Origin of the sequence: Paenibacillus sp. LjRoot56, from assembly GCF_964253335.1 — a bacterium.
GTDB classification, from domain to species: Bacteria; Bacillota; Bacilli; order Paenibacillales; family NBRC-103111; genus Paenibacillus_E; species Paenibacillus_E allorhizoplanae.
In genome coordinates, this window is sequence record NZ_CAXURV020000001.1 from 1,778,005 (window position 1) to 1,790,346 (window position 12,342).

11 protein-coding genes are annotated in these 12,342 nt (G+C 46.1%); 6 read left to right on the plus strand and 5 right to left on the minus strand.

What is annotated here, in order from left to right:
- Window positions 1-33: 33 nt before the first annotated feature.
- From ACSQ8O_RS07940 to ACSQ8O_RS07950, 3 genes are all read left to right on the plus strand, one after another.
- A complete protein-coding gene (locus ACSQ8O_RS07940; RefSeq protein WP_436241125.1) occupies window positions 34-1,797 on the plus strand; it encodes a B12-binding domain-containing radical SAM protein in 1,764 nt (587 codons plus the stop codon).
- Between the two features lie 123 nt (window positions 1,798-1,920).
- Window positions 1,921-2,346, plus strand: a complete 426-nt coding sequence (locus ACSQ8O_RS07945; protein WP_436241126.1) for a pyridoxamine 5'-phosphate oxidase family protein — start codon at window positions 1,921-1,923, stop codon at window positions 2,344-2,346.
- Between the two features lie 153 nt (window positions 2,347-2,499).
- The gene (locus tag ACSQ8O_RS07950; protein WP_056609087.1) at window positions 2,500-4,002 is read left to right on the plus strand and encodes an IMP dehydrogenase; all 1,503 of its coding nucleotides are present in this window, start codon (window positions 2,500-2,502) and stop codon (window positions 4,000-4,002) included.
- A gap of 86 nt (window positions 4,003-4,088) precedes the next feature.
- On the opposite strand, the gene ACSQ8O_RS07955 is transcribed toward ACSQ8O_RS07950, so the two are convergent.
- The 3 genes from ACSQ8O_RS07955 to ACSQ8O_RS07965 all read right to left on the minus strand — a co-directional run bounded on the left by ACSQ8O_RS07955 (window position 4,089) and on the right by ACSQ8O_RS07965 (window position 6,855).
- A complete protein-coding gene (locus tag ACSQ8O_RS07955) occupies window positions 4,089-5,054 on the minus strand; it encodes a type I phosphomannose isomerase catalytic subunit (RefSeq protein ID WP_436241127.1) in 966 nt (321 codons plus the stop codon).
- Between the two features lie 72 nt (window positions 5,055-5,126).
- The gene (locus ACSQ8O_RS07960) at window positions 5,127-5,699 is read right to left on the minus strand and encodes a class I SAM-dependent methyltransferase (protein ID WP_436241128.1); all 573 of its coding nucleotides are present in this window, start codon (window positions 5,697-5,699) and stop codon (window positions 5,127-5,129) included.
- Window positions 5,700-5,865: 166 nt separating this feature from the next.
- Window positions 5,866-6,855, minus strand: a complete 990-nt coding sequence (locus ACSQ8O_RS07965) for a TIGR01212 family radical SAM protein (protein WP_436241129.1) — start codon at window positions 6,853-6,855, stop codon at window positions 5,866-5,868.
- Between the two features lie 268 nt (window positions 6,856-7,123).
- Between ACSQ8O_RS07965 and ACSQ8O_RS07970 the strand changes: the two genes are divergently transcribed.
- Complete coding sequence (locus ACSQ8O_RS07970; protein ID WP_436241130.1) at window positions 7,124-7,756, plus strand: WGxxGxxG family protein; 633 nt, start codon at window positions 7,124-7,126, stop codon at window positions 7,754-7,756.
- Between the two features lie 148 nt (window positions 7,757-7,904).
- Entirely contained in the window at window positions 7,905-8,669 is a 765-nt protein-coding gene (gene trmB, locus ACSQ8O_RS07975) for a tRNA (guanosine(46)-N7)-methyltransferase TrmB (protein ID WP_436241131.1), read from the plus strand.
- 67 nt (window positions 8,670-8,736) lie between these two features.
- Here trmB and ACSQ8O_RS07980 read toward each other — a convergent pair whose 3' ends face one another.
- Both ACSQ8O_RS07980 and ACSQ8O_RS07985 read right to left on the minus strand, forming a co-directional pair.
- Window positions 8,737-9,864 (minus strand): MGDG synthase family glycosyltransferase, encoded by a 1,128-nt coding sequence (locus tag ACSQ8O_RS07980; protein WP_436241132.1) that lies wholly within the window; start codon window positions 9,862-9,864, stop codon window positions 8,737-8,739.
- 3 nt (window positions 9,865-9,867) lie between these two features.
- Window positions 9,868-10,398 carry a phosphatase PAP2 family protein gene (locus ACSQ8O_RS07985; protein ID WP_436241133.1) on the minus strand — a complete coding sequence of 177 codons (531 nt, stop codon included), beginning with the start codon at window positions 10,396-10,398 and terminating at the stop codon, window positions 9,868-9,870.
- Window positions 10,399-11,084: 686 nt separating this feature from the next.
- Here ACSQ8O_RS07985 and ACSQ8O_RS07990 point away from each other — a divergent pair.
- Window positions 11,085-12,320 (plus strand): glycosyltransferase family 2 protein, encoded by a 1,236-nt coding sequence (locus tag ACSQ8O_RS07990; protein ID WP_436241134.1) that lies wholly within the window; start codon window positions 11,085-11,087, stop codon window positions 12,318-12,320.
- Window positions 12,321-12,342: the final 22 nt, after the last annotated feature.

The following is a 12,342-nucleotide window of genomic DNA, read 5'->3' on the forward strand; positions in this document are numbered from 1 at the left end:
CGATAACCCAGAATAGAACGAGGTTTTTTTCATATGAAAGTACTTGTATCCACACTGAACGCCAAATTCATTCATACTTCCTTGGCTTTGCGCTATCTGAAAGCGTTCTGCGAGAAGGATTTTGATGTTGAGATATCTGAATATACGATTAAAGATCCCGTCATGAATGTCGTCTCCGACATTTATCAGAAGGCACCGGATGTACTGGGCTTCTCCTGTTACATATGGAATATCGAAGAGACAATTCACATTATCAAAATGATCAAAAAAATCAGACCCGAAATCCTCATCGTCCTTGGTGGACCCGAGGTTTCTTACGACACGGACTACTGGATGGAGCGCATTCCAGAGGTTGATTTCATCGTCATGGGCGAAGGGGAAGAGACATTCCACCAACTGCTTACCGAGATCTCAACAACCCGCAAATACCACTTCGTCTATGGCGTTGCCTACCGCAAAGAGCAAGAAGTAATTCTGATGCCGGGCAGACCGAAGCTGAAGCTGGATGATATCCCTTCGCCGCATCGCTTCAAGGAAGATCTTCCGAGCCTAGCGAACCGTGTTGTCTACTTCGAGACGAGCCGTGGATGTCCGTTCTCCTGCCAGTTCTGCCTATCGAGTATCGAGGTGGGTGTGCGGTATTTTGACATGGAGCGGACTAAGGCAGATCTGCTGTACCTCATCGACTCTGGCGCAAAGCTGATCAAATTCGTGGATCGTACGTTTAATATTAAACGGGACTACGCAATGGAAATTTTTGAATTCCTTATCCAAAATCACCGTGGAACCGTGTTCCAATTCGAGATTACGGCGGACATTATGCGACCTGAGGTGCTTGATTATCTGGCTGAAAATGCCCCTCCAGGTACGTTCCGTTTCGAGATCGGTGTGCAATCAACGAATGACACGACGAATGACCTCGTGCAGCGGAGACAGAACTTCTTCAAGCTGAGCCGTACCGTGTCTAAAGTGAAAAACAGTCTCAAAATCGATCAGCATCTCGATCTCATCGCTGGTCTGCCAGAAGAGGATTATAACTCGTTCCGTAAGACGTTTAACGATGTTTTCGAGCTAGGACCGGAAGAACTGCAACTTGGCTTTCTCAAAATGCTGCGCGGCACAGGCATGCGTAACGATGCTCATAAATATGGCTATATTTATATGGATCACGCGCCTTATGAGATTCTCGGCAACGACATCCTGCCATTCACCGACTTGATTCGCATCAAGCGCGTGGAGGATGTGCTCGAGAAATATTGGAACGCTCACCGCATGGATCACACGGTTAAGCACTTGATCGCCAACGAATTCGCATCGGCGTTCGATTTCTTCCAAGAGTTCGGCGACTTCTGGGAAGGGCGCGGCTGGCAGAAGATCGGGCATCAACTTGAGGATCTGTTCACTCGCTTGCGCGAGTTCCTGCTTCATCGCGGAACTACTAACATGCACATCATCGAAGGCTTGATGAAGCTCGATTACTTCCTCGGCCACAAATATAAGCCGCGCAAAATCTGGTGGGACTTCACCTTGGAGAAGTCCGAACAGAATGCATACCTCAAGCTGGTTGCGGAGCAGCCTGAGCTCGTTAGCGGAGACTTCCAGAGCCTCCGCATCAACGAGAAAGACCTGCACAAGCATGCTATGCTTGAGGTGTTGCCGTTCGCTTTGCAGACGTATCTGCAAAGTGGCTACATCGACGAAAGCAGCAAGGAGCTGCTTGTCGTGCACTTCCCGCCTGACGCGCAGAAGCCGGCGTCCTACTACACGATGCCGCTGCAGCAGCTGGCAACGATTTAACCCTTCCATGCCCCTTCACGCCTAGCGTGAGGGGGATTTTTTTCGCATAAAACGATTGAACACGCGCCCATATGGGTAATCTAGGGTAGTTAAAGCAGTTTGAGACTGAGAGGAGAGCTAACTATGATCGAAACGAAAAAAACACAACTCGAAGAGCAAATCATTCAAGTGCTGAACGCTAATCAGGTATGCTCCTTTGCAACGATTGACGGTAACAAGCCGAAGGTGCGTTATATGGCTTTGTTTCACGAAGGGCTGGAGATTTATTTAACGACAAGTAAGAAGACAGATAAAGTTGAGGAACTCCAAGAAAATCCCCACGTGCATATTCTCGTGGGATATGACGGAAAGTCTACGCCGAACATTTTGCAAATCCAAGCTACGGCAAAGATCTCTGCGGATAATGCACTTCGCGAGAAGCTATGGACCGATGAAATGAAAGAATGGTTTGACGGGCCGCACGATCCTAACTATGTTGTGATGGACATTTCACCGTCGTATATTGAATATTCGAGTAAGGGTTCTGAACCCCAAATTTGGAAGAAATAACACCGTCTCGTAGCCTACTGAACATTTCCCTAAAAAATCCATTGACCACAGGCAAGGTTCAGTGATAAGATTATAAAAATTTACCTATGGATCAATCAAAGGAGAGACTTTGAGCTGCGCTCAAAGATCCCTATTTTAGGAGGAAATTGTAAAGTGGCTACGTATTATATGGAACCATCGCGTACGTTTAGTGAGTTTCTGTTGATTCCTAATCTAACGACGAAGGCTTGCACACCTGCAAATGTAAAGTTGAAGACACCTTTAGTTAAATTTAATAAGGGTGAGGAGCCAGCAATCTCACTGAATATCCCGTTTTCCTCCGCTGTTATGCAAGCCGTATCCGATGATGGAATGGCTATTGCACTGGCGCGTAGTGGCGGGATTTCGTTTATTTTCGGCTCTCAGTCGATTGAAGAGCAAGCACAGATGGTGCGTAAGGTAAAAGGGTACAAGGCTGGTTTCGTCGTAAGCCGCTCCAACCTAAAACCTGAGCAGTCACTTAGTGATGTGCTAGCTTTGAAAGAAGAGACAGGGCACTCAACCGTTGCGATCACTGATGATGGCACAGCGAACGGAAAATTGCTAGGGATCGTAACAGGCCGTGACTACCGCAAGAGCCGCGATCCGTTAGATCGTGCAATTTCGGAGTTCATGACACCTTTTGAGAAATTAATTTATGGTAAATCCGGTATTTCGCTCTCGGAAGCTAACAACCTAATCTGGGATCATAAGCTGAACTGCTTGCCGATTGTGGATGACAACGGGAATCTAGATACGCTTGTTTTCCGCAAAGATTATGATGAGCACAAAGAGAACCCGATGGAACTACTTGATAAGAATAAGAGTTACATTGTCGGAGCTGGGATCAACACGAAGGATTATACGGAGAGAGTTCCTGCGCTTGTTGAAGCGGGCGTAGACATTCTCGTAATCGATTCTTCTGACGGTTACAGCGAATGGCAGCATGAGACTGTGCAGTATGTGAAACAGAATTTTGATGTGAAAATTGGTGCGGGTAACGTTGTTGATCGCGAAGGTTTCCGCTACCTGGTTGAGTCAGGTGCTGACTTTATTAAAGTAGGGATCGGCGGCGGTTCCATCTGTATTACACGGGAACAAAAGGGTATTGGCCGCGGCCAAGCTTCCTCTGTGATGGAGGTTGTTGAAGCGAGAGATGAGTACTTCAGAGAAACGGGTACGTATATTCCGATTTGCTCCGATGGTGGTATCGTACACGACTACCACGTGACCCTTGCTTTGGCGATGGGTGCTGACTTCGTTATGTTGGGCAGATATTTTGCACGTTTCGATGAGAGCCCAACTAGAAAACTTAAAGTGGGTAACAACTTCGTGAAAGAATACTGGGGCGAAGGCTCCAATCGTGCCCGTAACTGGCAGCGTTATGACACTGGTGGCAAGAGCAAGCTCTTGTTCGAAGAAGGTGTGGATTCCTACGTTCCTTATGCGGGAAGTCTGCAAGAAAACTTGGACAAGACGCTGGGTAAAATTAAATCAACCATGTGCAACTGTGGTTCCTTGACGCTGGACGAGCTGAAAGCAAATGCGAGAATTGCTCTCGTATCCGCAACAAGCCTAGTTGAGGGCGGAGCACATGACGTAATCCTTAAAGAAAGCAGCCTTTCGGAAGAAGGTTAGCATAAATATAAAAGCTCTCTGACAGTGCCCGACAACCGCGGCTGCTATCAGAGAGCTTTTTTTATTTTTTAGATAACGAATATCTACTAAGGCAAATAACTGCGAATCACCGTCATGCTGCCCTCAAGGGAGTAGCTGCCCAAATCTGCTGGAAGCAAGAAACAGTCACCAGGCTTTGTCGCAATTTGACCGTCTGCCCATTGCAACGTCCCGTTGCCATCTGCAATCACAAGGATCACGAAGCTATCTGGTGTTGTCGTGAGTTTCCATTGCGGTCCTACCAGACCTTTTTCCACGGTGAAAAAAGGAGAGGTTGCTAGCGTCAACCATGTGCTTGCTTCCGCTAAATCTGTCTTCATACGCGTGGAGCCTGATCCTTCATACGCGATGACATTGAGGGAATCCTCGATGTGAAGCTCACGCATTTTTCCATCTAAGCCTGGACGGTTGTAATCATACAACCGGTACGTTGTATCCGAATTTTGTTGAATTTCGGCTACTAGTACACCCGCGCCAAGCGCGTGAACCGTACCAGCCGGTATGTAGAAGGAATCTCCAGCTTCAACAGGTACTTCTTGCAAACAATCCATAATGCGGTTCTCCGCAATAGCTTCTGCAAGGCTTTCCCGTGTTACGCCGTCTTTCATGCCATATATAATTTTAGCGCCTGGCTTAGCATCGAGAATATACCACATTTCTGTTTTGCCAAGTTCACCAGCCGCGAGGTTCTCGTAGTGATCATTGGGATGAACCTGAACAGATAGATCGTCTTCACAATCTAGCAATTTAATTAATAGTGGAAAACGGCCATTTTTCTCGGAAAAACCTTTGGTCCCGAATAATGTTTTGCCGTACTTTTCACGAATTTCGTCTAGACCTAAGCCAGCTAATTCGCCGTTGATGACTTTCGTTGTTCCGTTCGGGTGATCGCCGATCATCCAGCCTTCGCCAATGGCGCCTTCCGGCAGCTTAAAGCCAAATCGTTCGAGGGTTCTGCCTCCCCAAACACGTTCTTTCATTTCAGGTTGAAATTGTAACGGGTATGATTTCAAAACAATCCCTACTTTCCCCTAGTCTATTCTATCATTCTGTCATTTATACCACTCTAGCATTATATCATGTGACTATCTTTTTTCTAGAGCCAAGAGATACGGCGCAGAGGCGCTGCGATTGGCAAATTGATACCGCAGCACTTGAAACGCTGCGAGAGGCAAGCTTTCCGCCCAGCGCTCAACCGCTGCGGCTTCTTCAGACCCGCCATCGTGGCCGCTGTACAGCACGATGGTCACGATTCCGCCTTTGCGCAGCAGGCGGAGGGCAGCTTCAAGAGCAGGAATCGTCGATGCCTGCTCCGTGATTATGGCTGTATCGGCTCCTGGTAGGTAGCCGAGATTGAAAGTGACCGCGGCGACCTTGCCGTGGCGGTCTTGCGGCACTGCCGCTTCCATGAGCGCATGGCTGCATAAGCTCATGTGCACTTGGGCGTCTGGCAGCTCTTTCGCCAGACGCTGCTGCGTTTGATCTAGCGCGGCCTGCTGGACATCAAAGCCATAGACGCCGCCGCGAGCGCCTACGAGCTTCGCCATGAACAAGGCGTCCACGCCAGTGCCGAGCGTGGCATCAATAACAGTATCACCAGGCCCGACGCGCTGCCCGATTAGCTGGTGTACATAACTTAGAACTGAAACAAATCCCATGTGTTGAGTGCCTCCAATGATTGCTTGCTAACGCATTTCTCGACAATTTCCCAGGAAATATGGAACGAGAAGGACGTTATTTGTACAGAATTTGGCTTTAGCGCCAAGTTGTGGAACAGGGTTCTTCTATTCGGTTTCACGATCAATAAGATTCTTACGCTGGTTTTCACGCATGGCTAGTGGGCAGTGAAGCCTCAACGTTTTCTTTTCCCATCCAATACTTTCCTTGCCATGTATTCCGCTCCGTGAGCAATTTATCAAAAGCGTTCAACACTTCCCACTTCTTAAGACTCCACATCGGTCCAATTAGTAGATCCCGCGGGGCATCTCCCGTGAGTCGATGAACGATCATCTCTGGCGGCAATATTTCCAATGTATCCACGATCAGCTTCACATACTCATCTTTCTCCAAGAACTGTAACAAACCAGCTTCATATTGCTTCACCATTGGTGTTTTGCGCATGAGATGAAGCAAATGAATCTTGATGCCTTGCACATCCATCTGAGCGACAGCTTTCCCTGTATCCAGCATCATCTCATGGGTTTCTCCAGGTAACCCATAAATAATGTGCGCACACACACGAATATTATGTTTGCGCAATTTAGCTACAGCATCCAGATAACATTGCGTATCATGGGCACGATTGATGAGCGCGGAAGTGGATTCATGGACGGTTTGTAGACCCATTTCCACCCATAAATAAGTGCGCTGATTCAATTCAGCTAGATATTCAATGACATCATCTGGCAAGCAATCTGGCCGCGTGGCGATAGACAATCCGACAACACCAGGCTGCTTCAAAATCTCTTCATAATACTCCCGTAGCTCCTCAACCGGCGCGTAAGTATTCGTATAGGCTTGGAAATAGCCGATATAGTTGGCTTCGGGCCATTTTTGATGCTGAAGATCGCGGATCTTATTAAATTGTGTGACAAGATCGTCGCGGCGACTTCCTGCGAAATCTCCTGATCCACGTGCACTGCAGAAGGTGCATCCGCCTGTTGCAATTTTGCCATCGCGGTTCGGGCAGGTGAAGCCAGCATCAAGCATGACTTTGAAAACTTTCCCTCCGAACGCATCGCGCATTTCATAATTCCATGTATGGAAACGTTTATCGCCCCAAAGCTGAGGTGATTCCTGGATCATTGTAGACATAAGACATGTATCCTTTCTTTCTGTTGCTTCGCTTTCAAATATAGAATATATACGTTTCACCAAATAGTATCGCTATCTTTCTCCATAAACACTGTGAGAAGTCCTTGGAGGACGGCGGTTTCGTTTATTTTGTTTCAATCTATATTGTAGCGAAATCTACGCATGAAAGCGACCCCTGCCTTTCCAACAAGTTCCCCGATAAAACCCCTCAACTACGAGCATGATAACTTTGCACCACAATTACGAGCTGAGAGGGGAAATGGACTACATGAAAAAGTTTCGTACGATAACTTTAGCGGTAGCATTGACAACAGCTTTAAGTATGGGGGCAGCAGGTGTTCAGGCAACTCACATGGATACTGGAAATGCGGTCGGAACGGGATCACCAATTGGGACATTGGGGACAGGGGCAACGGGGACTACGACATCAACGGGCTATACAGGAAGTAACTACGATGCCACTTCACCAGGAGTGGGGCTTGGGACAGGCGTCAGCAATTTTAGCGGAAATGGAACGAACGGCGTCTATAATGGGAATCTAACGACCCCAAACACGTATTCTGGCTATGGAACAGCTGGGAGAGGCACTGGCGTTATGGACCATATGAATGGATATGGAACGAATCCAGTTGAAAAAGGGGCTAACGCGATTGAGCGAGGTGTCCAACGCGGAGCCAATGCGGTTGAGCGAGGTGTCGATCGCAGCGCAAACATGGTTGATAGAATGAGTACGAAAAGCCTAGCTACTGCAACACCAAGCACTAATGGTAATTCTTATCGAGCTTATGCAACAACGGATAATGACAATGATATGAACTGGGGATGGCTAGGTCTCGTTGGGCTATTGGGCCTAGCTGGTCTACGAAGCAATAATAGAAGAAAAGACGAAAGCTATAAATAAATATCTTCTAAGAGCGAAGCACCTTCCATTCCGGAGGGTGTTTTCTTTCATTCTTCCATTCATCTACTAGAGGAAAGTTTTGATTTTTTTTATAGAATCGTCTATGATTTGTATTCGAAAGCATGTACGTGTAGGAGGCAAATGAAGAATGCGTTTACGGGGCAGAAAAGGTATCAGAGAAGATATAGAACGTCAAAAAGAACTCGTTGTATTAAATGCCAAGGATTATAAGGGCAAATGGTCCGAGTTGTTCGGAAACAATAACCCGATTCATGCCGAGCTAGGAATGGGCAAAGGGCGCTTTATTAGTGAAATGAGTAGGAAATATCCGAATATCAATTTCATTGGTGTGGATATGTATGATGAATTGATCCGTAAGGCAAGTGAGAAAGCTAAGGTTGCCCATGAAATTACCGTGGAGAATGAAGAAGATGCGGTGCTTAGCATTCCAAACTTAAGGCTGATGTTGTTCAATATCGAGCATATTGAAGAAGCATTTGCTGAAGGTGAGCTAGAGCGCGTTTACTTGAATTTTAGTGATCCGTGGCCGAAGAAGAAGCATGCGCGCAGACGTCTAACTCATCCAGGTTTTGTTGCCAAATATCAACAAATTCTGAACGATAAGGGCGAAATTCATTTAAAAACCGATTCACAATCCTTATTTGAATTTTCATTGAATTCCTTTGCGGATATGGGTCTAAGAATGCGCAATATTTCGCTGAATCTTCACGTGGATGGCATTCATCCGGATCATGTGATGACGGAGTACGAAACGAAATTCGCAGGACAAGGTATGAATATTCACCGCCTTGAAGTTGTGATCGGACAAGAAGCATTGTCAACACATCAAGAACAGTTGAAGCAAGCCGCTGCATCCGCACTAGCCGCTGAATCGAAAGAATCAGCTGAATAAGCTTCTAAATAAAACAGACTAATCCGTATTGCCAACGAGCAGCCATGGATAGTCTGTTTTTTCATTTTTATCCTAACAGTTGGAGAATGACTTCTGAACCATCACCCGCAGGCAGGTGACTCTTCCTATGTTGATTAGAAACGCGCTTGGCCTGAACATCCGCATAGCGGCTAGCCAGCATGGACAACCAATGAGAGATCGTATCCGCTGACTGGATCGATTCTCCGAAGCCATGTCTAGTAAAATAATGTACGTTTTCTTCCTCTTGGCCTGGAATGGGATCATAGAATAACATGGGAATCGATTTGGCCAGTCCTTCTGAACACGTCATTCCCCCTGGCTTCGTAACGAGCAGGTCTGAAACTTCCATTAACTTGCCAATCTCTTGTGTAAATCCGAGCAGGTGAATATGGGGATGCTGATATCGCGGGTCTGCCGCTAGCTTCGAAATCGCCTTATGGTTATGTCCTAAGCAGAAAATAAACTGAATTTGGTCTCTCCATGTCAGTAAATGCTCGCTCAATGAATCGCCGCCGATAAGTCCCCAACCTCCACCCATAACCAATACAGTTGGCCTCGATGAGAGATTGAATTGCTGTCGAATTAAAGTTCGATCATGGACTTCTCTGAAACTAGGATGCACCGGGATTCCCGTAATTTCGACATGCGCGGCGGCGATGCCATGTACGATAAGTTTATGTTTCACGTCTTCGGAAGACACCATGTACTTATTCACCTCACGGCTGACCCATGTTCCATGAACATCGTAGTCAGTGATAACGGTGCATAGGGGGATATGCAGTCCTGCTCTTTTCAGCCGAGAAACAACCACGCTGGGAAAAGGATGGGTACATACGATGGCTTGTGGTGCCCAATGTCTGATCATAGCTGCCGTTTGTGCATAGAAAATGCGGTGAAGGGCGAGCTGCGTCAATGGATTAAGTGACTTTTGATATTGAGCGCGGTACAAGCGACCATACAATTTGGGTTGCACAGCAATTGTTTTCTTATAAGCACCGAGAATCCAAGGTGCCAACGTAGGATGGAGGAAGGAACCGAGCTCCACAACACGGGTTTCAATCGTTGAGCAGCGCTGTTCTAAGCTGCTGGCGAGTGCGTAAGCAGCTTGCGTATGGCCGGCACCAAAGCCTTCTGATAAGATAAGCACTCTTCTTTTTCGCGATACTTGTTCCATGTTCTACCCCCAGAATGCGATTGTCACTACGGATATCGTCGTTCCAATCAAGCAACCTACGATACAATCGGACGGATAATGAAGTCCCAAGTAAATCCGCGACATACCGACAACGAAGGCAAGAGGGATTAGTAGCAGTCCTAGCATGGGTAAAGCATATACGATAGGGACGATAACCGAGAAAATAGCCGTGGTATGTCCAGAGGGGAAGGAGTGATCCGTCAGAGGGTTTTTATGTGTAATCGTTTGAGGATGAACAAGATAAGGTCGAAGTCTAGGGTATCTCTTTTTCATAATGGCAACAGGAATATGGCTGATGGCTAAAGCCAGCAGTGCTTGAAATCCAGCTATACGCAGTGAGCCTTGCCCAAAACAGGCCAAGCATAAAGTGATCATAATGGATGCTGTGGCACCGCCCAAATGGGTGAACTTCGTAAAGAATTGATCGAGGAAATGATGCTGGATCCGTTGATTGACGAAGTGGAATAGACGTGTTTCATGATCTTGAAGCCAATGGACAACTTTGCTGCTCATGAGTAACCGCCTCCTTCTAACTTGGAATTGCTCTATCCTTATTGTACGAAGGGTTTATTAGTGGAGGATTAACTGGATGATAAATATTCATAAATTCAATTTAATGTTGCACTAATCTGGCGTTAACATTTGTATGGTAGGATGGCAATTAAACTTCGACCTGATTCAGGCAAGTTCGTAGCATCTCTTGCTAGTGTTTCCGAAATTTGGAGTAGATATCCCGCCACAGCTTAGGTTGATATGTCCTAATTGTGAACGACGGACTCTTAAGGACTTTGTTATGCGAATGTTGTTATGGTGGTTAGAGCTATCCATTAACAGGGTATTTAAGCAAAAGTTGTCAGCGAATAGCTGAGTAATTTATAATAAGGACGTCACCACATAGAAAAGCTAGTGTTCGTCTAAATGGTGAACTTTTGGTACACAATATATGAAAAACGATGAAAACAAGACATTTTCGACCCGATTTCAAGCGCATGCTCTATTCGGCGTGTGCGAACCTCCCAAATATCAAAGAACTGACGCTTTTTCGAAGTTTGCAGACTTTGACAAACAGGGAGAAAGAGAGGAAAATCAGAAACGATTGTTTCACCGTTAGTCTGTTAACATGAATGACCTGTACATAAAAGCACTAGGCATACAAAAAGAGATAGCTGACGTGCACAAAAAAAGGGGGACTTTGCTTCATGCTAGACAAGATTATGCTTGCCGTTCAAGTATTCTTGGCTTTGATCGGCGCGTATCAGTTGTTTTTAACGTTTTTTGGTTGGTATCGTCCCAAAAACAAAAAGATGTTTGCTCCACAGAAATCGTTTGCTGTATTGGTTGCCGCTCATAATGAGGAACAAGTTGTCGGTGCTTTGATTGAGAACCTGAAGACCTTAGATTATCCGAAAGAGCTCTATGACATCTTCGTGATTTGTGACAACTGTACGGATAACACGGCTGACATTGCCCGTCACCACGGGGTGTACGCGATGGAACGCCATAACCCGAACCTTAGAGGAAAAGGGTATGCGATTGAATGGATGCTCAAAGAGTTATGGAAACGTGAGCGTCAGTACGACGGTATCGTGATGTTCGATGCGGATAACCTGGTTAGCCCAGATTATTTGATTCACATGAATAACGATCTGTGTTCAGGCTCACGCGTGATTCAAGCTTACCTAGATACGAAAAATCCGAATGATTCATGGATTACTGGGTCTTTCGCTATCTCTTACTTCTACGCGAATCGTTTTGTTCAAACCCCAAGATCCAACCTGGGACTAGCCAATTACCTTGGCGGTACGGGCATGTGCTTCGATTCCAATCTGTTAAAGCAAATTGGCTGGCGCGCAACGAGCTTAGTTGAGGATCTTGAGTTCTCGATGAGATGTATTCAAATGGGGATCAAGCCTACGTTCAACTACGATACAAGGGTTTACGATGAAAAACCGCTATCCTTCAACGCTTCTGCTAAGCAGCGGCTACGTTGGATGCAAGGTCACTTTGAAGTCGCCAAACGTTTCTTCTTCCCATTGCTATGGCAAGGGATTAAGACGGGAAGCTGGATGAAAATTGACGCGGCGATCTATTCCGCGAATGTATACAATTTCTTCTTTGGTGCCATTCTAACAGTTATGCTATGGATTCAATCCATGACATCACACGGGACAGCTGATTCGGCTTTGGTTCATGTCAATCCGGCTGTTATCAATTCACTCAGCTTGGCCATCTACGTGTTGCTTCCGATGTCTATGCTAATTGAGAAGGCTCATAAGAAGACGTACAAATATTTATTGCTTTACCCGATTTTCATGCTGTCTTGGTGGCCAATTACGTTCTATGCGTTCTTCACGCAAAACAACAAACAATGGAGTCACACAGAGCATACGCGTGTAATCCGGTTGGATGAAATGAAAAGTAAACAAGTGAGTTGACTTTTCTAGAATGAGATGATAA

Bases quoted from the DNA above. Each gene is read 5' to 3' on its own strand.
- ACSQ8O_RS07970 (WP_436241130.1), top strand. From the start codon at position 7,124: ATGAAAAAGTTTCGTACGATAACTTTAGCGGTAGCATTGACAACAGCT.
- ACSQ8O_RS07960 (WP_436241128.1), bottom strand. From the start codon at position 5,699: ATGGGATTTGTTTCAGTTCTAAGTTATGTACACCAGCTAATCGGGCAG.
- ACSQ8O_RS07945 (WP_436241126.1), top strand. From the start codon at position 1,921: ATGATCGAAACGAAAAAAACACAACTCGAAGAGCAAATCATTCAAGTG.
- ACSQ8O_RS07965 (WP_436241129.1), bottom strand. From the start codon at position 6,855: ATGTCTACAATGATCCAGGAATCACCTCAGCTTTGGGGCGATAAACGT.
- trmB (WP_436241131.1), top strand. From the start codon at position 7,905: ATGCGTTTACGGGGCAGAAAAGGTATCAGAGAAGATATAGAACGTCAA.
- ACSQ8O_RS07940 (WP_436241125.1), top strand. From the start codon at position 34: ATGAAAGTACTTGTATCCACACTGAACGCCAAATTCATTCATACTTCC.
- ACSQ8O_RS07980 (WP_436241132.1), bottom strand. From the start codon at position 9,864: ATGGAACAAGTATCGCGAAAAAGAAGAGTGCTTATCTTATCAGAAGGC.
- ACSQ8O_RS07985 (WP_436241133.1), bottom strand. From the start codon at position 10,398: ATGAGCAGCAAAGTTGTCCATTGGCTTCAAGATCATGAAACACGTCTA.
- ACSQ8O_RS07990 (WP_436241134.1), top strand. From the start codon at position 11,085: ATGCTAGACAAGATTATGCTTGCCGTTCAAGTATTCTTGGCTTTGATC.